The organism is Pseudomonas carassii (assembly GCF_036324045.1).
Taxonomy (GTDB): domain Bacteria; phylum Pseudomonadota; class Gammaproteobacteria; order Pseudomonadales; family Pseudomonadaceae; genus Aquipseudomonas; species Aquipseudomonas peradeniyensis.
Genome location: NZ_JAZDCT010000010.1, coordinates 126,055 through 152,892, shown reverse-complemented (window position 1 = coordinate 152,892; position 26,838 = coordinate 126,055). Strand labels below are relative to the sequence as shown.

The following is a 26,838-nucleotide window of genomic DNA, read 5'->3' as shown; positions in this document are numbered from 1 at the left end:
GCGCGGCCTTGTGTCGCGAAAGGGCCGCGCAGCGGCCCCGGCGATCTTTGCGTTAACGCCGAAATTCGGGGGCCGCTATGCGGCCCTTTCGCGACACAAGGCCGCTCCTACAGGGGATGCACAATCTTCATGGATTGCGTCTGACGCAACATAAACCTGCCAACAAGTCAGTTTTCGTCAGCATTCGACCTTCATAGACTTGCTCCAGCCCTGAATTTGTTGCTGGAGATGTCTATCCATGAGTTCCCTGACCGCGCCCTCCGCCGCGCTGGCCGCTGCCCCCGCACCGGCCGCCCCCGCGCAGACGGCGTTCGGCCTGCGGGTGGTGGTCGGGCTGTTCGGCGTGTTGCTGGCGGTGCTGTGCGCCGGGCTCAACGAGGCGGTGACCAAGATTTCCCTGAGCGACATTCGTGGCGCCATGGGCATCGGCGCCGACGAGGGCGCCTGGCTGCTGGCGGTGTATGCCGCCGCCTCGGTCTCGGCCATGGCCTTCGCGCCCTGGCTGGCCACCACCTTCTCGTTGCGCCGCTTCACCATGAGCGCCGTCGGCCTGTTCGCCGTGCTCGGCCTGATCCAACCCTTCGCCCCTAACCTGCACAGCCTGATGCTGCTGCGCGTGCTGCAGGGCTTCGCCTCGGGCGCCTTGCCGCCGATGCTGATGAGCGTGGCGCTGCGTTTCCTGCCACCGGGCATCAAGGTCTACGGCCTGGCCTGCTACGCCCTGACCGCTACCTTCGGGCCGAACCTCGGCACGCCGTTGGCGGGCCTGTGGACCGAGTACGTCGGCTGGCAGTGGGCGTTCTGGCAGATCATCCTGCCCTCGCTGCTGGCGATCGCCTGCGTCGGCTGGGGCCTGCCCCAGGATCCGCTGCGCCTCGAGCGCTTCCGGCAACTGGACTGGCGCGGCGTGCTGCTCGGCCTGCCGGCGATCAGTTGCATCGTCCTCGGGCTGTCGCTGGGCGACCGCTGGGGCTGGTTCGACTCGCCGTTGATCTGCTGGCTGCTCGGCGGTGGCGTGTTGCTGCTGGTGCTGTTCATGTTCAACGAATGGTCCGAGCCACTGCCTTTCTTCCAGTTGCGCATGCTCACGCGGCGCAACCTGAGCTTCGCCCTGGTGACCCTGGCCGGGGTGCTGATCGTGCTTTCGGGAGTGGGCAGCATTCCATCCGCCTACCTGGCGCAGATCCAGGGCTACCGCCCGGCACAGACCAGCCCGCTGATGATGTTGGTGGCCATGCCGCAATTGATCGCCCTGCCGTTGACCGCGGCGCTGTGCAACATCCGCGCGGTGGACTGCCGCTGGGTGCTGGCGGTGGGCCTGGCCATGCTGGCGGTCTCGTGCGTGGGCGGCAGCCTGCTGACGTCGCAGTGGATCCGCGGCGACTTCTACCCGTTCTACCTGCTGCAGGTGTTCGGCCAGCCGATGGCGGTGCTGCCGCTGCTGATGCTGTCCACCAACGGCATGACCCCGCAGGAAGGCCCGTTCGCTTCTGCCTGGTTCAACACGGTCAAGGGTTTGTCGGCGGTGATCGCTGGTGGATTGCTCGACGCCCTGGGCACCGTGCGCCGGCATTTTCATTCCAACCACCTGGTCGACAGCCTGGGCAACGCGCCACTGATCGACGACAACGCCGCTGGCCTGGCCAAGCGCATCCATGAACAGGCCCTGGTACTGACCTCGGCCGACCTGTACCTGGTGATGGCGGGCATCGCCGTCGCCCTGATCTGCCTGATCCCCTTCGTGCCTACCCGGATCTTCCCGCCGCGTGCGGTGGCCTGAATCCGTGGATGAATCCGAGACCTTGAAATGACCAACAACCGCAAGACAATCCTTATCGGCTCGGTGCTCGCCGTGGCCGTGCTGGCTGCCATCGTCGGCCCCTGGATGTTCGGCAGCGACCATCGCCAGAGCACCAACGACGCCTATGTAACCGCCGACTACACCGTGGTCGCGCCGAAGGTGGCGGGCTTCATCAAGGAGGTGCTGGTGGAGGACAACCAGCAGGTGAAGGCCGGCCAGTTGTTGGCGACCATCGACCCGCGCGACTACCAGGCCGCCCTCGACGCGGCCCAGGCCCAGTTGCTGGTGGCCAGGGCGCAGAGCCTGGATGCCCGCGCCACCCTCGAGCGCCAGGCTTCGCTGATCGCCCAGGCCGAGGCTGCGGTGAAGGCGGCCCAGGCCGAGGCGGCGTTCGCCGATCACGAGGTGACCCGCTACAGCCGCCTGGCCGAGCAGGGCGCCGGCACCGTGCAGAATGCCCAGCAGGCGCGCAGTGGCGTCGACCAGGCCCGTGCTCGGCTGGCCAACACCCAGGCGGCGCTGGTGGCGACGCGCAAGCAGGTGGATATCCTCGGCGCTCAGGTGGCCAGTGCCGATGGCCAGCTTAAACGGGCCGAGGCCGGCCTGGAGAAAGCCCGGCTGGATCTGTCCTACACCCACATCACCGCGCCGGTGGACGGCATGGTTGGCGAGCGCGCCTTGCGCGTCGGCGCCTACGTCAACCCGGGCGCGCGGCTGTTGTCGGTGGTGCCGCTGGAGCGCGCCTACATCGTCGGCAATTTCCAGGAGACCCAACTGACCCACGTGCAGCCGGGCCAGCCGGTGAGCATCAGCGTCGATACCTTTTCCGGCGAGAAACTCCACGGCCGCGTCGAGAGCATCGCCCCGGCTACGGGTGTGACCTTCGCCGCGGTGAAGCCGGATAACGCCACCGGCAACTTCACCAAGGTGGTGCAACGCATTCCGGTGAAGATCGTCTTCGATGACGGCCAGCCGTTGTTGGAGCGTCTGCGGGTGGGCATGTCGGTGGAGGCGGTCATCGACACCCATGGCGACAGGCTGGCCGGTAAAGAGGTGACGGCGCGATGAGCAATGTGGTTGAAAAAATTGTGAGCGCCGGGGCTGCTGCGCAGCCCTTTCGCGACACAAGGCCGCTCCTACAGAGGATCGCGGTCGCCTGTAGGAGCGGCCTTGTGCCGCGAAAGGGGCGCGCAGCGACCCCCTTGCTGCTGGCCGCGATGCTGGCTGGCTGCACCCTCGGACCGGACTTCCAGAGTCCGTCCAGCGAAGCGCCTAAGGATTGGGCCTCGCTGCAAGGTGAGGCAGCGGCCAGCCAGCCGGTAGCCGAACCGTTGGAACTGCGCTGGTGGGACAGCTTCCACGACGCCCAGCTGAGCGCACTGATCCAGAAGGTCGCCGAGCGCAACCTCGACCTGCAGATGGCCAGTGCCCGCCTGCTACAGAGCCGCGCCTTGCGCAGCACCGTGGCGGCCGACGAGATGCCTTCGGTGGATGCAAATGCAGGCTACAGCCGGGCACGTAACAGCGCCGAAGGGTTGAATGACCCCTCTGGCAAGTCCGGCAAGTCGGCGTACAACCTGTGGCAGGGTGACCTGGTCGCCGGTTGGGAGCTGGACCTGTGGGGGCGCGTGCGCCGTCAGGTCGAGGCCGCCGACGCGACGGTGGCGGTCGCCGAGAACGACCGCCGTGGCGTGCTGCTGGCGCTGTTGTCGGAGACTGCCGGCAACTACATCCAGCTGCGGGCCGTGCAGCACACCCTGGACATTACCCAGGACAACCTCAAGGTCGCCCGGCACAGCCTGCAACTGTCCGAAGGCCGCCAGGCCGAAGGTGTCGCCACCCGGCTCGACGTTGCCCAGGCAAGTGCCCAGGTGGCGTCGATCGAGGCGCGGCTGCCGACCCTGGAGGCTCGCCGCGACGACCTGATCAATGCCCTGAGCTTACTCGCCGCCGAACCGCCGCGCAGCTTGCAGGCACAGTTGCTGCCGGACGGTAAGCTGCCCGCGCCGCAGCAGCGCTTTGCCATCGGCGTGCCGTCGGAGCTGGCCGAACGCCGCCCGGATATTCGCCAGGCCGAGGCCCGGTTGCATGCGGCCACCGCCAGCATCGGCGTGGCCAAGGCCGATTTCTATCCGAGCATCCGCTTGTCCGGGAGTGTCGGTTTCCAGGCCATGCAACTGTCCGATTTCGGTGCCTGGGATTCGCGCAGGTTCGCCTTCGGGCCGCAGCTGTCGTTGCCGATCTTCGAGGGCGGACGGCTCAAGGGCCAACTGGAGCTGCGCGAGGCCCAGCAGCAGGAGGCGGCGCTGAACTACCGCAAGGTGGTGCTCGGCGCCTGGCATGAGATCGACGATGTGCTGCGCCTGTATAACGCCAGCCAGTTGCGCCGCGATCACCTGGCCGAGGCGGTGCGGCAGAACCGCATCGCCCTGGAGACCGCGCAGCGCCAGTATGTGGAAGGGGCGGTGGACTTTCTCAACGTGCTGACGGTGCAGTCGGCGTTGCTGGCCAGCGAAGAGCAGTGGATCGACAGCTCGGCGGCGGTGTCGCAGGCGCTGGTGGGGCTGTATAAGGCGCTGGGCGGTGGCTGGCAGGCGTTCGACCAGGTTTGAAACGCGTCACGAGGCAAGCCCGCTCTCACGACGCCTACTCCAGGCAGCGTGGGAGCGGCGGTGCGCCGATGCGACTTGCCCCGCGATGACGTCAGAGCGGTCGCAACAATCCGAAGCGCTTGCGCAACACCCAATCCAGTAACCGCTGCGGCAACACTCTGGCCATCAATGGCAGGGCGGTGCTGCCATTGCCGATACGCACCAGCGCAGGCACAGGCGACTTGCGCGTCGCCGCCAGCAACCCCTGGGCGAAAACCGCCGCCGGTGTCGGTCGATCCTGCGAGGCCCGTGCCCGGGCCTGTACCTGCTCGCGCAACGGCCACCACGGCGAATCGCTCGCCAACACCTGCTCGGCCTGCTGCTGCGCATTGCTGGCAAACTGCGAGGCGATCGCCCCCGGCTGCACCTCCATGACCCTGATCCCGAAAGGCGCCAGCTCCAGGCGCAGGGCATCGCTCAGCCCGTGCACGGCGGCCTTGGAGGCACAGTAAGCACCGGCGAAGGGCGTCACCAGTACACCCGACACGCTGCCGATGTTCACCACCAGCCCTCGGGAGCGGCGCAGCAGCGGGAACAGTGCCTGGGTCACGCCGACCAGGGCGAAGACATTGGTCTCGAACTGCTGGCGCATGGCCTCAACGCCACCGTCGAGCAGCGGGCCCATGGCGCCGTAGCCGGCGTTGTTGATCAGGATATCGAGGTTTGGCAGCTCCTCGGCCAGGCGGGCGAGGGCATCGGCGTCGTTCACGTCCAGTTGCCGGGCATTGAAGCCGGCAGCAATCAGCTGTTCGACATCCTGCTGCTTGCGGGCGGTGGCCCAGACTTCATGGCCGGCATCGCGGAAGGCGTCGGCCAGGGCGCGGCCGATGCCGCTGGAACAACCGGTGATCAGGACGGTGGGCATGGGGCGGGCCTGTGTTCAGTTGGAAATAGGGGGCATGGCTACCGGCCTCATCGCGGGCTCAGTTGGCGAATGTACCTTGTAGGTGCTCGGCACGGAACTCCAGGGTTTGTGGTCGATAACCTGAGCGCAGCGGTGGCAATGGCAGGCAATCGCTCCATTCGGCGCCCGGCTGCAACTCGCCGGGGCCACGATAGCGCGGGGCGGCGTAGGTGTTCTCGGCCAGGTTCACGGTATCACCGGGGGCATAGGCGCCGACGCGCCAGCGCAGTTCGCTGAGCGGGGCCTTGTTGCCGTTTTTCATGCGTACCTGCAGGGCACGGTCGGCGGGGCACTGGTCGGGGGCGTAGGCCAGGCGGATATCGAGGCGGGCCAGTTGCGAGGCTTCGCGGGTGTCCTGCCAGACCACGTACAGCGCCACCAGCCCCAGCCCACAGACGGCGGCCATGGAAATCGGCAGGGCCTTGGCCGGGTAGCGCAGCAGCAGGACCAGCCAGGTGAGGACGAGCAGGGCACCGATGATCATGGGGGAGAGGTCTCCTGATGGCATCGAAGACATCGTAGCGACAAAACGGGTTGCTCTGGAAGCTTCTGGCGAAAGGGGGCGGACTGCGGAGCGAGTTGAGCGTAGGGGACCTGGTATTTCTGTCAGTTGTGCCGCCCTGATAGCACCGTTACGTTGCTACCACCAGGTGAGGCAAAACTGATGAATTTACTGGCGCGGCGCAGGACTGGCTGCGAGGGCCGATAGGTTAGCTGACGAGGACATCACTATGGATTCGGAAAAAAATGAAGGTATTGATCTTCAGAAGTACTTGGAAGAAAAGGGTTTCAAGTTTGAAAGTAAGCTTGGGTTTCCTGGCAGCTCAGTATCATCCGGTGAGTTCGAGCCAGCCATCATGGGAAGGAGCGAGTATCAGGCGAATGAGTTCGCCTTTTGGAGAAATGGGTCGTCGCTCTTTGTGATGGCGCGTGAACAGATTCAAGAGGGCTCAGGTTACAAATGGAGCTTGGGTACAGCATTTTATATAAATGCTATTGATTCAGCTTCGCCCAACGTGGTGAATGCGTTCATTGTTAAAAATAGTGGTTTGCACATCGGCACAGACATCACGGGCACGCCCACGTTGGAGGGTGGTGTACTGTACCTCTCAAATTACAATTTCACGGCCAGGGTTGGTCACGATCACAAAGCGAAAAATGTGAAACTGCAGGCCACCCTGCCTTCCAGCTGACTATCCAAGGTTCATCTTCTGATCGGAAGCAGGCCCCCATGGGGGCCTGCTCGCCATGCTTACTGCGCGATGGTCTTCACCGAAACCCCACGCTCCACTGGCGTCGAAGTCCGCCCATACACATCCTCGAACCGTTCGATATCATCCTCGCCCAGGTAGCTCCCGGACTGCACCTCGATGATCTCCAGCGGGATCTTGCCCGGGTTGCGCAGGCGGTGCACCGAGGCGATGGGGATATACGTGGACTGGTTCTCGGTCAGCAGGAACACGTTCTCGTCGCAGGTCACCTCGGCGGTGCCGGACACCACGATCCAGTGCTCGGCGCGGTGGTGGTGCATCTGCAGCGACAGGCTGGCGCCGGGCTTGACGGTGATGTGCTTGACCTGGAAACGCCCGCCCATGTCCACCGAATCGTACGAGCCCCACGGGCGGTACACCTCCAGGTGGTTCTGGGTTTCCGTGCGGCCCTGGGCGTCGAGGGTGTTGACCAGCTGCTTGACCCCCTGAACCTTGTCCTTGTGGGCGATCATCATCGCGTCCTTGGTCTCGACCACCACGATGTTCTCCAGGCCGATCACCGATACCAGCTTGCCGTTGCCGTGGATCATGCAGTTGCGGCTGTCCTGCACCACCACGTCACCCTTGGTGACGTTGCCGTCGGCGTCCTTCTCGTGCACGTCCCACAGCGACGACCAGCAGCCGACGTCGCTCCAGCCGGCCGACAGCGGCACCACGCAGGCGCGCTGGGTCTTCTCCATCACCGCGTAGTCGATGGAGTTGTCCGGGCAACAGGCGAAGGTGGCTTCGTCGATGCTCAGCGCATCGGCGTCTTCCTGGCTGCGCTCCAGGGCCAGCAGGCAGGTGTCGTAGATGTCCGGGTCGTGCTTTTTCAGCTCTTCGAGGAAGCGGCTGGCGCGGAACAGGAACATGCCGCTGTTCCAGAAGTAGCCGCCAGCGCGAACGAACTCGTTGGCGCGTTTCTCGTCGGGCTTCTCGACGAACTGCGCGACCCGCGCCACGCCCTCGGGCAGCAGCGCGTCCTGGCTCGAGCGGATGTAGCCGTAGCCGGTCTCGGGCTTGGTCGCCGGCACGCCGAACAGCACCATCTCGCCGCGTTCGGCGGCCACGGTGGCCAGGGCCAGGGCGCGTTGCAGGGCCTTCTGGTCCTCGATCACGTGGTCGGCCGGCAGTACCAGCATCAGCTCGTCACGGCCTTCGTTGACCAGCTTCATCGCGGTCATGGCCACCGCCGGCGCGGTGTTGCGGCCGAACGGCTCCATGAGGATGGCCTGGGTTTCCAGCTTCAACGCATTCAGCTGCTCCTGGACGATGAACTTGTGGTCCTTGTTGCAGACCACGATGGGGGTGTCCATGCCGTCGAACACCAGGCGCTGGATGGTCTGCTGGAACAGCGTGTGCTCGCCGGTCAGGGCCAGGAACTGCTTGGGGAACTGCTTGCGCGACAGAGGCCACAGACGCGAACCGCTACCACCAGAAAGAATTACCGGGATCATCATGTTTCTCCAATAGTCGTTTAGAGGCAGGGGAATCAGTTGCTAGCCACGGGGCGAGTGACCCACACCGGCGACAGGCTGTTGCCGGAACCGGTGACATACAGCACGGCGGCTTCGCCGCGCGCCAGGGCGACGGGTTTGACGTCGCTGACTTTCTTGTCGCCTTGATACAGGGCCAGGTTGACCTTGACCGGGTTGATCTCGCGCTCGCCACGGCCCTTGGCGGCCACGGGGCTGACCACTTCGGTCTTGCCGTCGGCGGTCTTCAGGGTCAGCGACTTGTCGCTGAGGTTCTGCACCCGCACCAGGGCCTTCTGCTTGTTCTTGAACGGCGGCTCCTCGATCAGTTGCGGGTTGCCGCTGCTGCTGTTGACCAGGGTGTAGTACTTGTCGGCGGCGAGCTTCACCGGGACGCTCTTGCCGCCGACCTGGGCGGTGTAGTCACCGCCGGGCAGGAAGCTGAAGTCGCTGCTGGCCTGGGCGCCGACCTGCTTGATCTGGGTGTTGCCGACCGATGCGGCGGCGGGGCTGCCGGCGGCGTTGTACAGGCGCACGAAGGTCGAGCCCTTCGGCGCGCTCGGGCCATAGAGGGCGGCATCGGCGCCGGCGAAGGCCTGCAGCGAGGCCAGGGACAGGCCGGCGGCAAGGGTGAGGGCTTTGGCAATGGAAGTCTTGGTGGTCATGTGCGTATTCCTCTCTATCTTCAGTGGTCCGTCCGATTGGACGACAGGGCCAGGTTTTCTTCGGATTGACGGGATTTCTTCAGCTGCGCGATCCACTGCGGATCGAAGGCGCTGAGGTCGTTCTTCATTGGCAGATACCGTTCGGGGAATTCCCACACCACGACCTGTGGCGGGGCGTTCTTGAAAGCGTCGCTTTGCAGGTACTTGAGCATCGGCAGCAGCGGGCCATGGCCGTCCTCGGCGTAATTGGCGACGTCGCTGCGCAACGCCTGCTGCAGGGCGCCGAGGAAGTTCCAGTGCGGGTTGGCGCTGTAGCTGGTGCCCACCAGCGCCACCGGGATCCGGCTGTCGGCGAACAGCGCGTCGTCGCCTTCGCCATCGGCCTGCACCGGGTGGGTCTTGCGTTGCTGCAGGGTGTCCGGGGTCGGCAGCAGGTTGCTGAACAGCGGATCCAGCGGCAGGAAGTTGGTCAGGTCGCCCTTGTACGGCGCGGTGGCGCCGGCCTCGGTGATGAACGCCTGGGGTTCGCCGTCGAGCAGGTTCTGACGGCTGACCGCCTCGGCGATGGACTGCGCGACCACCTCGGCGCCCATCGGCGTCCAGTGGGTGTCGGTGCGCAGGAACACCTGGCCGCGGGCCTTGGCCTGCTCCAGCGGCGCCAGCAGGTCGGGGGCGAACACATTGGCCTGGCGCGCCTGGGCGTGGAAGCGGTTGAACAGCTCGTCGTGCAGGCTGGCCGGCGCCTCCTTGCCTATGTACTCGGCGTACAGGCGTGCCTTGGCCGGCACGATCGCCAGCACCAGCTGGCTGCCGTGGCGTTGCAGGGCGTCGCGGATACCGCGCACCAACGCCAGGTTGTCCTGCATCAGCTGCTCGGCGCCGGCGGTGGGCTTGAACTCCTCGTCGCTGAACAGCCACTGGTCGCGGCCCAGCACCACGCCGGGACGGCCTTCGTTGAACAGCTTGAAGTCCAGCGCGGCCCACAGGTTGGTGCCCAGGCGCTTGATCGGGAACTGCTCGTCGTAGTGGGTCTCGGCGGCCTTGGCCAGCTTGCCGTTGAGCAAGGTCATGTGCCCGGTGCGGTTGAAGCTTTCCAGCCCGCCGAGTGAGGCCACGCCCAGGCCGACCAGCAGGCCCATGAACGACAGCGAATAGGTGATGCGAAGTGTCCGGTTCATGATCGGGGCCTCAGAACTGGAAGTAGAGGAACGGTGAGTAGCTCTGCGCCGAGAGCTTGAGCACCGAGGCGGCGAACAGCAGCAGGACCAGGGCGCGGGTCATGATCCGCGTCCAGTCCAGGCCCACCGAGCCGTCGGCGTTGACCTGCACCGGGGTGGCCTTGGGCGCTGGCGTTGCATTGCGGTAGAAGTCGCGCAGGCCGAAGAACGCCAGGGTCAGGTAGGCGACGATCAGCGTGGCCACCTGCAGGCCGGTGAGGTTGGCACGGTTGAGTTCCGACAGCTGCCAGTCGCCGAAGCTGAACATGGCGCCGTACATGCGTGCCGCCACATGCAGGTTCTCGGCGCGGAAGATCACCCAGCCGACCACCACCAGGAGGAAGGTGAAGGCCCATTTCACTGGGTTGAAACGCTGCGGGTTGGTGTCCAGGCCCAGCGCCCGTTCGATCGCCAGCCACATGCCGTGCCAGGCGCCCCAGATGATGTAGGTGAAGTTGGCGCCGTGCCACAGCCCGCCCAGCAGCATGGTCAGGAACAGGTTGCGGTAGGTGTTGAAGGTGCCTTTGCGGTTGCCGCCCAGGGTGATGTACAGGTAGTCGCGCAGCCAGGTCGACAGGCTGATGTGCCAGCGCCGCCAGAACTCGGTGATCGACTGGCTGATGTAGGGCTGCTTGAAGTTTTCCATGAAGCGAAAGCCCATCATCAGGCCCAGGCCGATGGCCATGTCGCTGTAGCCGGAGAAGTCGAAGTACAGCTGCGCGGTGTAGGCCAGGGCGCCGAGCCAGGCGTCTCCGGTGGTGGGGTTTTCCAGGGCGAAGCAGTGGTCGGCGACCACCGCCAGGGTGTCGGCGATGAACACTTTCTTGATGAAGCCCTGCATGAAGCGGGTGCAGCCTTCGGAGAACTTGTCCAGGGTGTGGGTACGGTTGTTGAACTGGTCGACCAGGTCCTTGAAGCGCAGCACGGGGCCGGCGATCAGGTGCGGGAAGATCGCCACGAAGGCGGCGAAGTCGATCAGGTTGCGGGTGGCCGGGGTGTCGCCGCGGTACACGTCGATGATGTAGCTGATCGACTCGAAGATGTAGAACGAGATGCCGATCGGCAGCAACACGTGGGTGAGGATGAAGGGCTCCAGCCCCATCGAGGTCATGATCGCGTTGAGGCTGTCGACGCCGAAGTTGGCGTACTTGAAGTAGCCGAGGATGCACAGGTCGACGCCCACGCCGAGCAGCAGCCAGCGCTGCGCAGGTTTGGTGCGCACGCCGGCGGCGCCGACTTTCAGGCCGATCCAGTAGTTCCACAGGGTGACCCCGGCGAACAGGGCGAGGAAGTCCACCCGCCACCAGGCGTAGAAGATGTAGCTGGCAACCAGCAGCAGCAGGTTGCGATAGCGGTTCCCGCTCACGTAGTACAAGCCGAGGAAAACCGGCAGGAACAGGAACAGGAACACGTTGGACGAGAAGACCATCCCGGTTCTCCTTGTTGTTCACAGCATCCGGGGCACAGCGCCCCCCAAACCCCCCGCGAAAATGCAGGGGAAACCTTTGTTGCCTAAACCATTGCTGGCGAGGGCTTCGCCCTCGTTTCGCGACACAAGGCCGCTCCTACAGGATCAGCGCCGTCCCTGTAGGAGCGGCCTTGTGTCGCGATGGGCCGCGAAGCGGCCCCAATACAGGCGACACCTATTTCTTGCTCTCTGCGCCCGGGTCATAGACCCGCGTCACATCTCCACCCAGCCTGAAACTGTTGAACGGCTGCATGTCGTGCTTGCGCTCCAGGGTGTCGCCGACGCACCGGTACAGCGCGCACCACGGCTCGAGCCAGGCGTACTTGCTGTCGATCTTCAGGTCCTTGAGGTCCTGCTTCACGCCGGCGCGGGTGTTGAAATGAACAGGATCGCGGGCACCGGCCAGCACGCCTTCGCCGAGGCGCTGCAGGGCGAAGTTGTTTTCCTTGCGCAGGTCCACGCCGTTGGCCTGGGCGAAGCTGGCGATCATCGCCAGCGGCGGCAGGGCGTAGTTGTGGTAGGCCAGGGCGCGCTGGCGGCGCTTGAGCTCGTTGGGCAAAAAGCCCTGCTCATCGACCTGGTTGGCACCGACCTTGTATTCCTTCACCGCCCAGTCGAAGAGGTCCTGGCGGTCGGTGGCCACCGCGGTGGCCATCACCGACCAGGCCGCCCAGTAGCTGTGGTTGTTGATCTTCTCCAGCGGCAGGTCGCTCCAGTCGCGCACGGTCTGCCGCGCCAGGCGCACGAACCATTTTTCGATCTGCTCGGCCTCGGCCCGGTGCGCGGCCAGTGGCTGCGAGTTGGAGAACTTCAGACGTAGCCACGACCCGCTCATGCTGCCCAGCGCCCATTTGCGCATGGACTTGCCGGTGTGGTTGTAATCGGTGGACATCAGCGCATCGGCGCGTGCCCAGGTGTCGAGCCAGGTCAGGGCGCAGTCCAGCTGCGCGGGGCGGCCATCGCGCATGTACTGGCCGACCATCTTGCTCACGCCCTTCTCGAGGGTGGTGATGTCCTCGGTGGATTTGCGAAAGGCTTTCTCCGAGGCGGCATTGAGCGTCGCCCGGGCCTTGTCCGAACCTTCGTACTTGCTGCGGAACACCAGCGCGCCGGTGTAGGGCTTGGGCGCGGCCTCGCAGCGGAAATTGCCGTCGCCGGTCTTGAGTTTCTCGATGCCCTCGTAGTACCCCTGGGGCGGTACCAGCGCGGCCTGCGCCGCGCCGCCGAACAGGGCGAGGGCGAGCAGGGCGGGTGCGGTCTTGCGGTGGATGGCTGTCATGCTTGCCTCACTGGCCGGCCTGCGCGGTGTGCTGCGCGGGGCTGGCGAAGTTGTTGCGTTTGCAGAGTTTGGCTTCGACTTTCTGCGTGCCGCTTTCCGGCCCCTGGACCTCCAGGGCGAGCAGGTTCTGGCCTGCCCAGTCTTCGTCCTCGCGCATCTGGAAGACGAAGCGCCCATCGGTGTCGGAGGTCTCGGGCTTCTCGATCTTGATGTCCTCGTGGCGGCCGTTGAGGTACCACAGGGTGGCCTGCAGCACTTTCACCGAGGTGTCCTCGAACTTGATGTCGAGCTGGTGGTTGCGGTTGACCAGGTCCTTGATCACGCCATTCTTGCCGTTGACCATCAGCTCGTTCTTGCCGGGCTTGAGGGTGGCGCTGGCGCTCATCTGCGCGGGACGGTCGTCGCAGCCGTCGTCGAGCAGGCCGAGGATCTGCCGCCAGATGGTTTCCTGGTCCAGGCGGTAGAGCGGGGAGAACTCCCAGACCAGGATCTTCGGCGGGTTGTTCTGGAACTCCTCGCTGCCCAGGTACTGGATCATCGAGCCTTCCAGGCCGCCGCCGGGGAAGGCTACGTTGAGCACATCGGCACCGATGTACTGCTCGAGGAAGCCGGAGAAGTTGTAGTTCTTGCCGCTGTGGCTGGTGCCGACCAGGGTGATCTGCGCGTTGCCCGAATCGCCGAACAGGTCGTCGCCGCCGCTGGCGCCGCCCTTGGGCTCGGTGGCGAACTGGTCCATGTACTGCACCGCATAGCTGGTGCCGCACAGCTGGCCGGCGACGTTGTGCAGGGTGCCGGTCTTGCCCATGCGTCCGGATTTTTTGGTCTCGAATTCCTTGCGCGGGATGCCTGCGAAGGCCGGCATCTGGTGCACGGTGTCGGCGACGATCTTCGCCGCGCGCTCGGCGCCGTAGGGCGTCCAGTGCTGGTCGCCGCGGAAGTAGAAGTCCTTGCCCTGGTCGGCCGCGGCCAGTTGCTCGTTGGTCAGCGGCGACAGGTCGGGCACGTTGTAGCCCATCTTGGCGAAGCGCTGGAGCATGGCCTGGTAGTTGCGCAGGGCCTTCTGGTAATCGAAGGCGGCCTTTTCCTCGGGCTTGAGCATGTTGCGGTTCACCAGGCCACGGGTCGGCTGGTACACCACCACCAGCTCGACGCCGCGCTTCTTGAACGCGTCGTGCACCTGCTGCAGGCGCTTGTAGCCGCCCGGGGTGGTGTCGAATTCGGTGCGCAGGTCTTCGCGGGTGCGGAACAGCCAGTCGCCCTGGGCCTGCACCAGGGTGGTGAAGTTCTGCTGGTAGCGCGTGGTGTAGCGGCTGGCGTCGTGGGCCTCGGGGCACAGCTGGCAGCAGGGCTCGGCGCTGAAGGTCGGCGCCTTGACCTCTTCGGCGCGCACGCCCTGGCTGATGGCCAGGAGGGCGGCGGACAGGCCCAGCAGTTTCATCAGGTGTGGAGTCATGGTCTGGGCTTCCTTAGTCGATCATTTCGGTCTGGCGTTCGACCGGGTCGATCAGCACGGCCTTCTGCTGGCGCACCAGCAGGTCGAGGATTTCGTCCTGGCGCTCGCCGAGTACGCCGTTGAAGCTGATGCCGTTGGCCTTGCGCGGCATCAGCATCGACACCTTGTACAGCTCCACCGACAGGGGCGAATCGATCGACAGCGGGCCGGAGCCGTTGGCCGCCAGCTCGCCGCCGACCACGATCAGCGACACCTTGGTGTCGAACGGGTCGAGGGCGATGTCGCGGTCGGTGTCGGAAAGGTCCTTGATGTGCCCGTACACACCCACCAGGCCGTTGGCCATGGCGACGTTCTCGTACAGGCGGATGTTCACGCTGTTGCGCACGCGGATGCCGTGGCGACGGTTGTTGATCAGCTTGTTGCCCCAGATCAGGTTGTCGCCGCTTTCGTACAGGGTGATGCCGTCGGTGTGGTTGCGGTAGATGTCGTTGTAGGCGATCAGGTTGTTGACGCTGTTGCGGTCGATCACCACGCCCGAGAGCTTGTTGTCGTAGCTCTTGTTGTTGATGATCCAGCTGTCGTTGACCTCGCGCGAAACGATGATCCCGTGCTTCTTCTTGGTGCCGTAAACGGTGTTGCCGGCGATGATCAGGCGGTGCGAGCGGTCGTGGGGGTCGATGCCGTAGACGATGTTGTCGCGGTAGGTCGAGTCCTTGATCACGAAGTCCTGGGTCTCGTAGCAGTAGAAGCCGTACCACATGTCGCTGAACTCGGAGCCGATGATCCAGCCGGTGGGTTCCGGGCGGCCCATCTGCTTGGCCATGTTCGGCGTGTACTGCGAGATACTCACGCCGTACGACTTGGACTTGGCGTAGCCGAAGCTGGCCATCTTGCTGTTGACGATATAGGTCTCGGTGCCGCCCCAGCTGAGCAGGAACGGGCGGAATTGGTCGGGCTTGCGGAAGGTCGCCGGGCCATTGGCCTGCTCGCGCCAGCCGGTCACCTGGGTATCGCTGACGAACAGCTTGCCGTCGTTGACGATGAACGAGCCGGCCTCTTCGGACAGGCGCAGTTCCTTGACCTTGCCGTCGATCTCCAGCACGCCCTTGCGCCCGACCACGATTGGCAGGCGCGCGAGGTAGACGCCCGGCGCGGTCTCGCGCAGGTACTGGTCGGGCACCTTTTTGCTCAGTTCCACCAGGTCGACATGCCCGTCGTCGACGAAGATCGCCTGGGGAATGCCGTGCTGGCGACGCACCCACTCGGCGCCCTTGTTGTCGCCGCCGATGAACTCCTTGAGGGTGTCCTCCTGGAGCATGCGGCGCACGCTGACCTTGCCTTTGTGGCGGCGGTCGATCTTCTTCTGCACGGCCTCGGCGGTGTAGCCGGACAGGTCGGGCAGCTTGGGCGGGTCCATCAGCAGCGGCTCGATCGGCGCACTGGCAACGGTGTAGGTCTTGGCCTGTTGCAGCCCCTTGGCCATTTCCGGCTCGGCGGCCTGGGCCAGGCCTGCGGCCAGCAGCAGGGCGCTGGCCAGCAGGCTGTGGCGAAGGTTCGGGTGCAGGTTCATGTCAAATCCTCTCCCGGCCTCAGTAGCGCCAGATCACGTCGACGAAGGCGCGATGCATGTACGAGTCGGCCTCCTTGCCGTAGGCGTCACCCGGCTTGAATACGCCAGCGCGCAGGCGCACCAGGGCCGACGGCTCATCGATCGACTGGCTGATCGAGGCCGGCAGCAGGCCTTGCTTGAAGTACTTGGTGACGACCACGTCCATCTCCTGGCCCAGGTCTTTCTCGCCCTGCACCAGCGGACGGCTGATGCCACCGTCGTCTACCACCGCGTTGATGCCGCTGGAGCCGATGTTCTGCTTGCCGTCGACGCGCCAGAACTTGTGGTAGATGAAGCTGGCGTCGTAGTCGTCGCGCAGTTGCCAGGAGGCGAACAGGGTGGCCGCCTGCAGGTTGCCCAGCTCGCCGCGGAACGCTTCGCCGAAGCGGTGCACGCGCGAGCGGGTGCCGGTGAAGTTGGAGCGGTTGCTCTCAAGGCCGGTCTGCTCGAAGTTGTTCGAACCGTCGCTGCCGCCACCGCCGCTGCCCCGGGCATAGGCCGCGCCGACCTGCCATTGCGGGTCCAGGCGCAGGCGGATGCCGAGGTCGGTGGCCCAGGCGTTGACGTCGCCGCTCTGCTTGCCGGTGGCGACCTGGTCGTTGCCCACTGCCTGGCTGCTGAGGGTGTCGCGATCGCCGGTCAGCCAGGTGACGCTGCCCCAGTAGTTGACGGTATGGTCGTTGCGCCAGTTGTAGGCGTCGCTGTTGGCCTCCAGGCCCAGCCAGGTGAGATCGCCGGTGCGGGTCTTGTCGAGGGCGTCGACGGTTTCGCCGGGGCTTTTCAGGCTGCCGCCGTCATGGCTGTGGTGGGCGCGCAGGCCGACCCAGTGGCCGGGCGTCCACTGCGTGGCGACGTTGCCGTAGACGTGGGTGCGGTCCTTGTCCTCCGGGGCCAGCTCGGTGAGGTCGGTGCGGTATTCGCTGAAGCGCTGGGCCACGCCCAGATCGGCCTTGAGCAGGGTGGTGTCGAAGGTCCAGTTCAGCGCCTCGATGTTGGTGTCGCGCCACATGCCGTCGTCGCTGCGCAGGCGCTGGCGGCCGAAGCGCAGCTGCTCGCCTGGGTAGGGGGTCAGGCCGCTGTAGCCGATCCAGAACTCGCGCATGGCCAGGTAGCTCTTGTCCGGCTTGCGGCTGTCGTCGCCGTTGTCGCTGGTGGTGCCGTCGTCGTTCTGGCGCAGGGTGTCGGTCTCGATGATGTCGGTGGCGGCCACCGCCTGGCCCATGGCGAAGGCGCTCCAGTGGCCGCGCTCGCCGTACACCCAGGGCCGCAGGTCCAGGCCCAGGCCGTTGACGTCGCCGCCGGAGCGGGTGCCCAGGTCGCGGTCGTCCTCGGACTGACCGGTGATCTTCACGTCGAGGCCGAAGTTCTTCTGCGCGGTTTCGGCCGCCAGGGTCGGCATCGACCACAGCAGGGCGAAGCCCAGGCCGATGCCGGCTTTCACGAAGGGGTTGAGCGTCATAGCGAATCCTCGGCGTCTACGTCGTCTTTCTCGTCCTGCAGCGCTTCGATGGCCAGGGTGCTATTGGCGCCCTGGGCCATGCTGCCGCGTGCCTGCTTCTCCTGCGCCAGCAGGTTCTGCGCCTGGCTGCGCTGGTCGGGCGTGAGCTGCTGGTCGAGCTGTTGCAGCAGTTCGGTCGACTGCGGGGTCGGATTGACCTGTGAGAGCTGGGCGAACACCCAGGCATTGGTCGGTGCCGGGCGGATGCCGTGGCCTTCGCTGAACAGCTGGGCCAGGGCGTAGTCGGCGCTGTTCTGGCCGCCGCGGGCGGCGGCCAGCAGGTGGTCCACGGCTTTCTGCGGCTCGACCTGGCCCAGGTAGCCACGGCGGTAGAGCTGGCCGAGGTAGTAGTCGGCGCTGACCTCGCCGGCATCGGCGGCGGCCTGCAGGTGTTCCTGGGCCTTCTGGGCGTCGGCGGGCACGGTCTTGCCTTCGTAGTAGAGGCGGCCCAGCAGCAGTTCGGCGCGGGGCTGCTCGGCCTCGCGGCCCTTGTCGATGTAGGCCATCAGCTGGTCGGTGTCACCCAGCTCGGGGAAGTCGTAGAGCAGTTGCGCCAGGCTCACCCACGAGGCCGGGTTGGCCGGGGCGATGTGTTCGAGCAGGTCCTTGGCGGTCTTCTCGTCGGTCTGGCCGAGGCTGCGGTCGGCCAGCACGCGGGCGACGCTGTCGACCCGGGTGGCCGGCACGGCGCCACGGGCATGGGCGGCCTTCAGTTGTTCGAGCAGGGCGGCCTGCTGGTCGGGCTGGGCGCGTTTCTGGTAGACGGTGGCCAGTTCGACGTAGCAGATGTCGGTGGTGGCCAGCGCCGCCTTGCAGATCTTCTCCACATCGCCCAGGTGCTGGTCGTAGGTGCCCTGGGTGCGGTACAGCAGGACCTGGGCCAGGCCCGCCTCGGGGTTGCCGGCGGCGCGCCACTGGTCGATCTGCTGCTGGGCGTTGACCTTGGGGAAGCTCTGCGGGTACTGCAGGTAGAGCATCGCCAGGGGGATAAGGGTGTTGCCTTCGCCTTGTTGCGCGGCGAGCTTGAGCAGCGACTCGGCTTCTTCACGCTCGGCCTGGGTACTGTCGGGCTTGGCCACCAGCAGGCGGCCGAGACGCGCCTGGGCACGGGGCGAGGTGGCGGCGGCGGCGCGATAGGTGGCCTCGGCCTCCTTGAGTTGCGCCGGGTCGCGGGTGGCGACCTGGATATCGGCCAGGCCTACCTGGGCATCGCTGTAGCCGAGGTCGGCCAGGGCCTTGTAGTTGCGCTCGGCTGTGGCGGTGTCGCCGCGCTTGAGCGCTTCATTGGCCAGGCGCTGGTCGGGCAGGCCGGCGCAGCCGGCCAGGGTGATGGCCAGGGCCAGGGTGCACCAGGTGTAGGGGCGAGCGCTTTGCGCTCGATCGCGGGGCAAGCCCACTCCTACAGGGTGCGGCGCGGTCCCTGTAGGAGCGGCCTTGTGCCGCGATCCAGGCGACGCCACTCCAGCAGGAGAAAAACCATTCAAAGGTTTCATCGTCCGATCCTCTTACAACCCACGGGCCACGGCCTTGTCGATCAGCCAGTTCAGCGACGGGCCACGGTCGCTGTTGACCGCGGCCGGGCGCCCGGCGAGCTCGGCCGGCAGGCCGCCGTCGGGCTTGATCTGCACGCGGATGTCGGAGGCCAGGTTGTCGGTGTCCAGGCTGGAGCTGCCGGTGATCCGTCCGGTGCGCGCTTCGTCCTCGCCGGCGATCTGGAAGTTGACCCGGGTGCCCGGCTTCACTTCGTCGAACTGGCGATAGCTGAAGCGCGCCTCGATGGTCGGGACGCTGGTGCGCGGGATCAGCGCGAACACCGGCTGGCCCTTGCTGGCGTACTGGCCGTCATCCACCAGCTGGCGCGAGACCACGCAGTCGCACGGGCTGGTGAGGGTGCCGGATAGCTGCTTGCCGAACAGCTCCTCGACCTTGGCCGGCTCCAGTTGCGAGTCGTCCAGGTGGCCCTTGAGCAGGTCGAGCATGCTGGTGTTGAAGGTCGCCAGCGGTGCGCCCTTGGCCACGGTCGCGCCGCTTTCCACCAGGCTCTGCAGACTGCCGTCGCGGGGCATGGTGACGTTGGTGGTGGGCACCGCGACCACACCAGCCTCGGCATGACTGACGAAGTACAGGCCGTACAGCGACTTGGCGACGAAGCCGAAGGCCACCAGGCCGACCACGAACACCCCGGCTGTCACGCTGACCGCGCGCAGGCGGCCGAAGGCGGAAAGGCCCGAGCCACCGTCCTTCTGCTTGCGCGCCTTGGTGAAGTTGTCGCGCTGCAGGGTACTGAGCACGTCGCCGACGCTGATCAGCTCGCCGGACAGGTGGCTGGTGATGATGTGGCGCAGGGTGGCGATGTCGCGCGGTTCGAGGTTCTGGAACTCGGCGCCGGTGCGGGCGGTCTCGCGGCTGCTGGTACGCACCAGCAGTTCGACGTCCATCGACAGGCCGAGGTTGTCGACCACGAACTGCAGGCGACCGCGCAGCACTTCGCCTTCCGGCAGCGGTTTTTTCGCGTGGAAGGACAGGCCTCCGGCGGACAGGTCGTCGACCTTCACCTCGTGCGCTTCGCGGTTGCCGTCCAGGTAGCGCAGCTTGGCGGGGATGCGCACCCGGGCGTGCTGGCGCTGCGCTTCGGATTCATGCACGACATTGACGTTCACGGCGGTATTCATGGCGATATTCGTTCCTGTTGTCCGATCCGGGGGCTCACACGACCATGAACAGCACGGCGACGAAGATGCTCGCGGCCGAGAAGGTCATGGTCCGCGAGGACCAGGTGTTGAACCATTGTTGAAAACTTGCGAGGTCGCGCTTGAGGGCAGTGGGCTGGCGGGTCCAGGACTGCCTGTCGAGGCGGAAGAACACATAGATCTTCATCACCGCGCCGACGATCTGGTTGTAATAGAGAATCAGCGGGTAGGCCGGGCCGACGTTGTGGCCCGAGCACAGCAGCATGACGGTGAGGATCAGGCGGGTGATGCCGATCCACAGCAGGTACACCAGCAGGAACTGCAGGCCGAACTTGAAGCTGGCGATCACCGCCACGGTCAGGCCCAGCAGGCTGGTCCACATCGACACGCGCTGGTCGAGCAGCACGATGCTGGTGAACAGTCCCAGGCGCTTGAGGCCCAGGCCCAGGGCGCGGGAGTTCTGCCGCAGGTTGTTGCCGTACCAGCGGTACATCAGCTTGCGGCTGGCCTTGATGAAGCTTTTTTCCGGCGGGTGCTCGACCGTGTTGATCGCGGCATCGGGCACGTAGAAGGTGTCGTAGCCCAGGCGCATCAGGCTGAACCAGCTGGACTTGTCGTCGCCGGTGAGGAACTTGAAGCGGCCCAGGCGCCAGTGCATCAGCGAGTCGCTCTCGACGTCGGCGATGAACTCGGGGTTGGTCACCACGCTTGCGCGGAACATCGACATGCGCCCGGTCATGGTCAGCACGCGCTTGGACAGGGCCATGGAGCACATGTTGATGTGGCGCTGGGCGAAGCGCAGCTTGTGCCACTCGCTCATGATGTAGCCGCCGCGCACTTCGCAGAACTCGTTGGTGGTCAGGCCACCGACGTTGGGGTACAGGCCGAACCATGGCACGGTCTTGCGCACCACGCCCTCGGCCAGCACGGTGTCGCCGTCGATCACCGCCACCACGGCGTTTTCGTCCGGCAGCATCCGCGAGATGGCGCGGAAACCATAGGCCAGGCCGTCACGCTTGCCGGTGCCGGCGATGCGCACGATGTCGAGGGTCACGTGGGACGGCGGGTTGTACTTGGCCCACAGGCTTTTCACCAGTAGCTCGTCGGACTTCTCCACCAGCGAGCAGACCACGGTGGTGGGAAAGCCGCAGTCGATCGCCTCGCGGATCACCGAGCTGTACACCTGGGCGGTGGTCAGGGCCTCGATGCGAAAGCTGGTGACCATCAGGTACACGTGCGACGGATCGGCGGCCTTGCCGAGTTTCTGCACCTTGCGGCGCAGGTAGGGGTACACGATGTACAGGAAGATCATGCCGCGGATGAAATGGGTGGCGCCCATGGAGTAGCGCCAGATGCCGACAGCGCCGACCAGGAAGATGAAGTGCTTCGACTGCGAGTCGAAGATATCGCTGGGCAGGGCCAGGGCGATCAGCATGAGCAGGCTCATGTAGAGCAGCCAGCCGGCGCATTGCAGCAGCATGGTCTGGAACCTTTGCATGTTCGGCATCCGTCGAGAATTCGGGGGAGGGCGGGCGGCGCGCTGGGGAGGGACGCGCCGCCCGGCCGGGTTTACCAGCAGATACCTTCGGTGCGGCTGGTGGCGCAGGTCGGCTTGCTCATGAAGCCGACCAGGTCGATCACCTGCTTGCCTTCCGGCGCCTGCTGGGCCAGGGCACGGAACTGCTCGTCACGGTTGCCCAGGATGATGATCTCGGCGTTGTCCACCACCTGCTCGAAGTTGGCGTTGAGCAAGGAGGAAACGTGGGGGATCTTCGACTCGATGTAGTCCTTGTTGGCGCCGTGGACACGGGCGTACTCGACGTTCTGGTCGTAGATGTCGAGCTGGTAGCCCTTGCCGATCAGGCGTTCGGCCAGCTCCACCAGCGGGCTTTCGCGCAGGTCGTCGGTGCCGGCCTTGAACGAAAGGCCGAGCAGGGCGACCTTGCGCTTGTCGTGGCTCTCGATGATGTCGAAGGCGTTCTGCACCTGGGATTCGTTGCTGCGCATCAGCGAGTCGAGCAGCGGGGCGCGCACGTCGAGGCTGGCGGCGCGGTAGGTGAGAGCGCGCACGTCCTTCGGCAGGCATGAGCCGCCGAAGGCGAAGCCCGGGCGCATGTAGTACTGCGACAGGTTCAGCGCTTTGTCCTGGCAGACCACGTCCATCACCTCGCGGCCATCGACGCCGACGGCCTTGGCGATGTTGCCGATTTCGTTGGCAAAGGTGACCTTGGTCGCGTGCCAGACGTTGCAGGTGTACTTGATCATCTCGGCCACTTCGACCGGCTTGCGGATGATCGGCGCGTCGAGCTCTTCGTACAGGGCCTGCAGCACGTCGCCGCTGGCGCTGTCCAGTTCGCCGATGACGGTCATCGGTGGCTGGTCATAGTCCTTGATCGCGGTACTTTCGCGCAGGAACTCAGGGTTGACCGCGACGCCGAAGTCGACGCCGGCCTTCTTGCCCGAGCAGTCTTCCAGAATCGGAATGACCACGTTCTTCACGGTGCCCGGCAGCACGGTGCTGCGCACCACCACGGTGTGACGGCTGGCCTTGTCGCGCAGCACGTAGCCGATCTCGCGGCACACCGACTCGATGTATTCCAGGCCCAGGTCGCCGTTCTTCTTGCTCGGCGTGCCGACGCAGATCATCGACACGTCGCTGGCGCGGATGGCCTCGGCGAAGTCGGTAGTGCCGCGCAGGCGGCCGTTGGCGATGCCTTGCTGCAGCAGTTCTTCCAGGCCCGGTTCGACGATGGGCGACTTGCCCTTGTTGATCAGGTCGATCTTGGTGCTGGACACGTCCACACCAATCACTTCGTGGCCTCGTGCCGACAGGCAACCTGCACAGACTGCACCCACATAACCCAAACCAAAGATGCTGATACGCATCGCATTCACCTCGTGTGTTTATCACGCCAGCCCTTCAGCGAAGAGCCGACCGGGTTGATTGACCAGCAGTTTTAGGGCGCACGGATCCATGGCGAATTGACACTTCACCGAACGCAGGCATGAATAAATCCGGAGCGCAAAAAGTTATGCACTCAAAGTTGGCAGTCAAAGGCCAGTATTAAAAATGGCGTGCCCTGAAATGCAGCCGTCTTTATTGCAATTCACCGTTGGTGAAGTGCTGTGCTTGTTTTTTCAAGTGGATAAATCCTTTGAAATCAACCACTAGGACGAATTTTAGGGGCGCTTGCCTCCTGCATGGTTCATGGCTTTTGGCACTTCCTGTACCGCCGTTGAAGTTTTCGGGCCGGTTGAGAATGGCGGCCCTTTGTCATCTGTAAGTCATCTCTCACGCTGGGCGCTTGAAACTCGTTACGGGTGCTATGAGCCATGTCCCTTGGCAGAAGTTCCGGGGGCGGTTTCGTCACGATGAAAGATTTCTAAATATTTTTTCAGAGGGAAATACTTTCAATCTGATAGCACGCAGCAGTTTCGTCCCCGTATATAAAGGGCGAAATCGCAGGAGGATGGTTATAGGCCAGCATGCGAAAAATTTTTTCAATTTTCGTCAAAAAACTACGAACGGTCTTATGGCGTTTTGCAATAAGGATAGGGTAGATGGTTTTTTGGCGTCTGTTATTTGGCGAATTCAAGGGTGAAAGCGTGCCCCGTTGCAGGGCGAGGGTGGGATGGGGCTGCTTCGCGGCACAAGGCTCCTACATGGGTATGCGCTTCCCTGTAGGAGCGGCCTTGTGCCGCGAAAGGGGCGCAAAGCGCCCCCTGGGGCCATCAGCCCTCAGCGTGATCGCGCAGGAATACCAGATGATCCGGCTTCGACTGCTCGGCACTGTAGTAGTAACCCTGCATATCAAAGCGCTTGAGCTGCTCCGGATCGTTGATCCGCTCCTGGATCACGAAGCGGCTCATCATCCCGCGGGCCTTCTTGGCGTAGAAGCTGATGATCTTGTACTGGCCGTTCTTCAGGTCCTTGAAGTCGACATCGATCACCCGCGCCTTCAGCGCGCTCTTCTTCACCGCGCTGAAGTACTCGTTGCTGGCCAGGTTCAGCAGCACGTCGTCACCCTGGTCGGTCAGGGCCTGGTTCAGCCATTCGCTGATGCGCGTGCCCCAGAAGGCGTACAGGTCCTTGCCGCGGGCATTGGCCAGCTTGGTGCCCATTTCCAGGCGGTAGGGCTGCATCAGGTCCAGCGGGCGCAGCAGGCCGTACAGGCCCGAGAGCATGCGCAGGTGGTCCTGGGCGTAGCTGAAGTCGTCCTCACCCAGGCTCTCGGCGTCGAGCCCGGTGTACACGTCACCCTTGAACGCCAGCAGTGCCTGCTTGGCGTTGGCCGGGGTGAAATCCGGGGTCCAGCTGCCGAAGCGTGCGGCGTTGAGGCCGGCGAGCTTGTCGGAGAGGTGCATCAGCTCGGCGATCTGCGCCGGCGCCAGTTCGCGCAGTTGCACGATCAGTTCCTGGGAATCGTCCAGGTACTGGGGCAGGGTGTGGCGCTGGGTTACCGGCGGGGTGTCGTAGTCGAGGGTCTTGGCGGGGGAAATCACCGTCAGCATCGGGTCGGCTCCTGGAATCGTCGGGCGAATTCTACGGGGCCGCTGGCACAACGCCAAACTATGGCGACGATAGTCACCGAACATCGCCACATTAAACCGCGGGCGGTCGCGCTATAGTGCGCGCCATGCCTTCAAGGAGATTGCTCATCGTGCGTATCGCGTTTGCCCTGCTCGCCGGGCTGCTCAGCCTGGGCGCGCAGGCGGCCCCGGCGGATTTCGTCAGTTTCGACCGTGAGCTGTGGCCCGAGCAGCTGGACAGCCCGACGCTGTTCGACGTGGCGTCGCGGGCGGAGATCCTGTCGTTCGCCCGGGTGCTGCACGAAAGCGAGATGCTCGACGAGCAGGCGCTGACGACCCGGCTCGGCCTGCGCCAGGTCAACCTGACCGTCGTGCGGGCGGTACGGGCACGTCTGTGGCAGCGCCTGTGGACAAGTTATCAACAGGCGCAGAAGAGTTGCGAGCAGGATGCCTCGTTCTGCTACCCGGTCGAGTCCATGGCTGACCTGCGCACGCAGTCTGCTGTTTTCGCCGAGGATGTCGGCACGTTCTATACCGGATGGGTCGAGCCCAGTCACCAGTTCCACACTCGGTACCTGGATGAGCAGTTGCGCAAGGCCGCGCTGTTCCCGCAGACCACCAGCGAGGTGGCCAAGCTGTCCAGCCGCGAGCGCAATGGTGAGGCGCTCAACGACCGGATGTTCCTCCTGACCTTCGTTGGCGGCCCGGGGCCCCAGGGCGGCAGCACCGATGCGGTGGCCGACTACCTGCGGCGGCAGAAGCTCGACGGGATTTTCTTCGTGCTCGGCAACCGCCTGCAGCAACGTCGCGACGCCGGCCCGGTGAGCGACCTGTATGCCGGCCAGTGCGTGGGTATCCAGGGGTGGGAGTACCGCTCCCACGCCCAGTGGCAGGACTGGCAGGACTCGCTGCGGCGCAGCCAGGCACGGGTCCAGGCCGACCTGGCGGAGCAGTACGTGCCTTTGTTCCGCCCACCCTACGGCCAGCGCCGCGCCGATGGCGAGGCATTCATGGACAGCCAGCAGATGCAGGTTTCACTGTGGGACATCGACGCCCAGGACGACGGGCCGCTGACCGCTGAAGCCTCGGCACAGCGGGTGCTGACGCTGATGCTGCTGTGGCGCAAGGGCGTGATCCAGTTCCGCGACAATCAGCCCAAGGCGCAGCCGGCGCTGGAGTGGCTGTTGCAGCACACGGCCCAGAGTGGAATCGGCTGGGAGAATTGCCGGGAGTACGCCCGGCGGGAATAAAGGAGAGCGGGCGGCTCAGTGCGCCAAGGCGCCACATTGCGCCTCCCGCTGCATCGACTCCAGGTTGCGTTCGATCGTCTCGCAGATCGTGTCCATCGGGATCTGGTGCTCGCTGAAGCGGAACGGGCTCTGCAAGTCCGTGCCGATCCGCTCGATGGCCAGCAGCATGAAGCCGACCACCGTCGAGGCCAGCGGCGTGAACCAGCCTAGCGACTCCACCAGCCCCACCGGCACGATCAGGCAGAACAACGTGATGAACAGCCGCGGGAAGTACACATAAGGGTAGGGCAGCGGCGTATTGGCGATCCGCTCCATCCCGCCCTGGGCGTTGGACATGTCCACCAGGGTCGATTCCAGCCGCGCCAGGCGGATGCTGTCCAGTCGCCCGGCTTGGTACTCCTGGGCCAGCAAGGCCGCCGAGCCGCCGAGGATGTCGTTGGCGAAGTTGTTCGAACGATTGCGCCGCTCGAATTCCCCGGGCGGTATGAAGGCCATCAGCTCATCCGGGCACTGCTCGCCCTTGAGGTGCGCCGCCAGGCAGTTCACGTAGGCAATATGTCTGCGCAGCAAGGTCGCCTTCACCGGGTTCGGCCCATCGACCGGATCGTCGACCAGCGTCAGCACCTGCCGGGCGAAGCTGCGCGAGCTGTTCACCAGCGCGCCCCACAGCGTGCGCGCCTCCCACCAGCGGTTGTAGGCGCTGCTGTTGCGAAAGCTCACCAGCACCACCAGCGCCGAGCCCAGCAAGGTGAGCGGGATCAGCGGCAGGCTGAACTTGCTGTTGAAGAACAGCATGAAGTCGATGGTGACCAGCACGTCCCAGATCAGCAGCCAGAACAGCGACCAGCCGATGTAGCCGAAGGTCTTGACCACCAGGCGGTATTTGCGGGCGAGGAGGGCTTTCACGTGGGGAGAACCTCGATGCAGGGGATGCAGGTTCCGACGCAGGATCGGGGAGCAAGGTTCCTGAGTGGGGTGTTGCAAAAAATTTTCGAGACTTGGATGACGCGGACTTGGGAAGGCTCCCTGTATTGGATCTGGTGCCACTCCTGCATTGTGAAGGCTCGCAAGGTACCCGACACGTGGTTGCCTTCAGTA

At 64.9% G+C, this 26,838-nt stretch carries 21 protein-coding genes; 5 read left to right on the top strand and 16 right to left on the bottom strand.

Going from position 1 to position 26,838, the window contains the following annotated elements; translation table 11 throughout:
• The first annotated feature begins 238 nt into the window (after positions 1-238).
• The 3 genes from V0R62_RS10260 (at position 239) to V0R62_RS10250 (ending at position 4,413) form a co-directional block, all read left to right on the top strand.
• The gene (locus tag V0R62_RS10260; protein WP_330103636.1) at positions 239-1,780 is read left to right on the top strand and encodes an MFS transporter; all 1,542 of its coding nucleotides are present in this window, start codon (positions 239-241) and stop codon (positions 1,778-1,780) included.
• Between the two features lie 27 nt (positions 1,781-1,807).
• Entirely contained in the window at positions 1,808-2,869 is a 1,062-nt protein-coding gene (locus V0R62_RS10255; protein ID WP_330103635.1) for an HlyD family secretion protein, read from the top strand.
• A gap of 149 nt (positions 2,870-3,018) precedes the next feature.
• Positions 3,019-4,413: an efflux transporter outer membrane subunit gene (locus V0R62_RS10250; protein WP_330103641.1), complete on the top strand. Its 1,395-nt coding sequence runs from the start codon at positions 3,019-3,021 to the stop codon at positions 4,411-4,413.
• Positions 4,414-4,504: 91 nt separating this feature from the next.
• Here the strand turns inward: V0R62_RS10250 and V0R62_RS10245 are convergent, their stop codons facing one another.
• The gene (locus V0R62_RS10245) at positions 4,505-5,317 is read right to left on the bottom strand and encodes an SDR family oxidoreductase (RefSeq protein WP_330103634.1); all 813 of its coding nucleotides are present in this window, start codon (positions 5,315-5,317) and stop codon (positions 4,505-4,507) included.
• A gap of 58 nt (positions 5,318-5,375) precedes the next feature.
• Positions 5,376-5,840 carry a multidrug transporter gene (locus V0R62_RS10240; protein WP_186712914.1) on the bottom strand — a complete coding sequence of 155 codons (465 nt, stop codon included), beginning with the start codon at positions 5,838-5,840 and terminating at the stop codon, positions 5,376-5,378.
• Positions 5,841-6,087: 247 nt separating this feature from the next.
• Here V0R62_RS10240 and V0R62_RS10235 point away from each other — a divergent pair, with 247 nt between their 5' ends.
• Entirely contained in the window at positions 6,088-6,549 is a 462-nt protein-coding gene (locus V0R62_RS10235) for a hypothetical protein (RefSeq protein ID WP_330103633.1), read from the top strand.
• A 59-nt stretch (positions 6,550-6,608) separates the two neighbouring features.
• On the opposite strand, the gene V0R62_RS10230 is transcribed toward V0R62_RS10235, so the two are convergent.
• The 13 genes from V0R62_RS10230 to yaaA all read right to left on the bottom strand — a co-directional run bounded on the left by V0R62_RS10230 (position 6,609) and on the right by yaaA (position 24,472).
• Entirely contained in the window at positions 6,609-8,063 is a 1,455-nt protein-coding gene (locus V0R62_RS10230) for a mannose-1-phosphate guanylyltransferase/mannose-6-phosphate isomerase (RefSeq protein WP_203650646.1), read from the bottom strand.
• Between the two features lie 35 nt (positions 8,064-8,098).
• The gene (locus V0R62_RS10225) at positions 8,099-8,746 is read right to left on the bottom strand and encodes an alginate O-acetyltransferase AlgF (RefSeq protein ID WP_330103632.1); all 648 of its coding nucleotides are present in this window, start codon (positions 8,744-8,746) and stop codon (positions 8,099-8,101) included.
• A 20-nt stretch (positions 8,747-8,766) separates the two neighbouring features.
• Positions 8,767-9,924 carry an alginate O-acetyltransferase gene (locus tag V0R62_RS10220; protein WP_330103631.1) on the bottom strand — a complete coding sequence of 386 codons (1,158 nt, stop codon included), beginning with the start codon at positions 9,922-9,924 and terminating at the stop codon, positions 8,767-8,769.
• A 10-nt stretch (positions 9,925-9,934) separates the two neighbouring features.
• Positions 9,935-11,392 carry an MBOAT family O-acyltransferase gene (locus V0R62_RS10215; protein ID WP_110735821.1) on the bottom strand — a complete coding sequence of 486 codons (1,458 nt, stop codon included), beginning with the start codon at positions 11,390-11,392 and terminating at the stop codon, positions 9,935-9,937.
• 214 nt (positions 11,393-11,606) lie between these two features.
• Entirely contained in the window at positions 11,607-12,710 is a 1,104-nt protein-coding gene (locus V0R62_RS10210) for a mannuronate-specific alginate lyase (protein ID WP_330103630.1), read from the bottom strand.
• Positions 12,711-12,717: 7 nt separating this feature from the next.
• Positions 12,718-14,163 (bottom strand): alginate O-acetyltransferase, encoded by a 1,446-nt coding sequence (locus V0R62_RS10205; RefSeq protein WP_330103629.1) that lies wholly within the window; start codon positions 14,161-14,163, stop codon positions 12,718-12,720.
• A 13-nt stretch (positions 14,164-14,176) separates the two neighbouring features.
• On the bottom strand, positions 14,177-15,733 hold the full coding sequence (gene algG, locus V0R62_RS10200; RefSeq protein ID WP_330103628.1) for a mannuronan 5-epimerase AlgG: 1,557 nt from the start codon (positions 15,731-15,733) through the stop codon (positions 14,177-14,179).
• A 19-nt stretch (positions 15,734-15,752) separates the two neighbouring features.
• Positions 15,753-17,231 carry an alginate export family protein gene (locus V0R62_RS10195; RefSeq protein ID WP_330103627.1) on the bottom strand — a complete coding sequence of 493 codons (1,479 nt, stop codon included), beginning with the start codon at positions 17,229-17,231 and terminating at the stop codon, positions 15,753-15,755.
• Positions 17,228-18,763, bottom strand: coding sequence for an alginate biosynthesis TPR repeat lipoprotein AlgK (algK, locus tag V0R62_RS10190; protein WP_330103626.1), 1,536 nt, complete (start codon positions 18,761-18,763; stop codon positions 17,228-17,230). Before algK ends, V0R62_RS10195 begins: the two co-directional genes overlap by 4 nt.
• A gap of 12 nt (positions 18,764-18,775) precedes the next feature.
• Positions 18,776-19,942 carry an alginate biosynthesis protein Alg44 gene (locus tag V0R62_RS10185; RefSeq protein ID WP_330103625.1) on the bottom strand — a complete coding sequence of 389 codons (1,167 nt, stop codon included), beginning with the start codon at positions 19,940-19,942 and terminating at the stop codon, positions 18,776-18,778.
• A gap of 34 nt (positions 19,943-19,976) precedes the next feature.
• Positions 19,977-21,458, bottom strand: a complete 1,482-nt coding sequence (locus V0R62_RS10180) for a glycosyltransferase family 2 protein (RefSeq protein WP_408005664.1) — start codon at positions 21,456-21,458, stop codon at positions 19,977-19,979.
• Between the two features lie 71 nt (positions 21,459-21,529).
• A complete protein-coding gene (locus V0R62_RS10175; protein ID WP_050704345.1) occupies positions 21,530-22,846 on the bottom strand; it encodes a nucleotide sugar dehydrogenase in 1,317 nt (438 codons plus the stop codon).
• A gap of 846 nt (positions 22,847-23,692) precedes the next feature.
• A complete protein-coding gene (yaaA, locus tag V0R62_RS10170) occupies positions 23,693-24,472 on the bottom strand; it encodes a peroxide stress protein YaaA (protein ID WP_330103623.1) in 780 nt (259 codons plus the stop codon).
• A 149-nt stretch (positions 24,473-24,621) separates the two neighbouring features.
• Here yaaA and V0R62_RS10165 point away from each other — a divergent pair, with 149 nt between their 5' ends.
• Complete coding sequence (locus V0R62_RS10165; protein WP_330103622.1) at positions 24,622-25,740, top strand: polysaccharide deacetylase family protein; 1,119 nt, start codon at positions 24,622-24,624, stop codon at positions 25,738-25,740.
• Between the two features lie 15 nt (positions 25,741-25,755).
• Here V0R62_RS10165 and V0R62_RS10160 read toward each other — a convergent pair whose 3' ends face one another.
• Entirely contained in the window at positions 25,756-26,646 is an 891-nt protein-coding gene (locus V0R62_RS10160) for a bestrophin family protein (protein WP_330103621.1), read from the bottom strand.
• Positions 26,647-26,838: the final 192 nt, after the last annotated feature.

Excerpts from the sequence above, each read along its gene's own strand:
- V0R62_RS10260 (WP_330103636.1), top strand. The coding sequence starts at position 239 with ATGAGTTCCCTGACCGCGCCCTCCGCCGCGCTGGCCGCTGCCCCCGCA.
- V0R62_RS10255 (WP_330103635.1), top strand. The coding sequence starts at position 1,808 with ATGACCAACAACCGCAAGACAATCCTTATCGGCTCGGTGCTCGCCGTG.
- V0R62_RS10250 (WP_330103641.1), top strand. The coding sequence starts at position 3,019 with ATGCTGGCTGGCTGCACCCTCGGACCGGACTTCCAGAGTCCGTCCAGC.
- V0R62_RS10245 (WP_330103634.1), bottom strand. The coding sequence starts at position 5,317 with ATGCCCACCGTCCTGATCACCGGTTGTTCCAGCGGCATCGGCCGCGCC.
- V0R62_RS10240 (WP_186712914.1), bottom strand. The coding sequence starts at position 5,840 with ATGATCATCGGTGCCCTGCTCGTCCTCACCTGGCTGGTCCTGCTGCTG.
- V0R62_RS10235 (WP_330103633.1), top strand. The coding sequence starts at position 6,088 with ATGGATTCGGAAAAAAATGAAGGTATTGATCTTCAGAAGTACTTGGAA.
- V0R62_RS10230 (WP_203650646.1), bottom strand. The coding sequence starts at position 8,063 with ATGATCCCGGTAATTCTTTCTGGTGGTAGCGGTTCGCGTCTGTGGCCT.
- V0R62_RS10225 (WP_330103632.1), bottom strand. The coding sequence starts at position 8,746 with ATGACCACCAAGACTTCCATTGCCAAAGCCCTCACCCTTGCCGCCGGC.
- V0R62_RS10220 (WP_330103631.1), bottom strand. The coding sequence starts at position 9,924 with ATGAACCGGACACTTCGCATCACCTATTCGCTGTCGTTCATGGGCCTG.
- V0R62_RS10215 (WP_110735821.1), bottom strand. The coding sequence starts at position 11,392 with ATGGTCTTCTCGTCCAACGTGTTCCTGTTCCTGTTCCTGCCGGTTTTC.
- V0R62_RS10210 (WP_330103630.1), bottom strand. The coding sequence starts at position 12,710 with ATGACAGCCATCCACCGCAAGACCGCACCCGCCCTGCTCGCCCTCGCC.
- V0R62_RS10205 (WP_330103629.1), bottom strand. The coding sequence starts at position 14,163 with ATGACTCCACACCTGATGAAACTGCTGGGCCTGTCCGCCGCCCTCCTG.
- algG (WP_330103628.1), bottom strand. The coding sequence starts at position 15,733 with ATGAACCTGCACCCGAACCTTCGCCACAGCCTGCTGGCCAGCGCCCTG.
- V0R62_RS10195 (WP_330103627.1), bottom strand. The coding sequence starts at position 17,231 with ATGACGCTCAACCCCTTCGTGAAAGCCGGCATCGGCCTGGGCTTCGCC.
- algK (WP_330103626.1), bottom strand. The coding sequence starts at position 18,763 with ATGAAACCTTTGAATGGTTTTTCTCCTGCTGGAGTGGCGTCGCCTGGA.
- V0R62_RS10185 (WP_330103625.1), bottom strand. The coding sequence starts at position 19,942 with ATGAATACCGCCGTGAACGTCAATGTCGTGCATGAATCCGAAGCGCAG.
- V0R62_RS10180 (WP_408005664.1), bottom strand. The coding sequence starts at position 21,458 with ATGCAAAGGTTCCAGACCATGCTGCTGCAATGCGCCGGCTGGCTGCTC.
- V0R62_RS10175 (WP_050704345.1), bottom strand. The coding sequence starts at position 22,846 with ATGCGTATCAGCATCTTTGGTTTGGGTTATGTGGGTGCAGTCTGTGCA.
- yaaA (WP_330103623.1), bottom strand. The coding sequence starts at position 24,472 with ATGCTGACGGTGATTTCCCCCGCCAAGACCCTCGACTACGACACCCCG.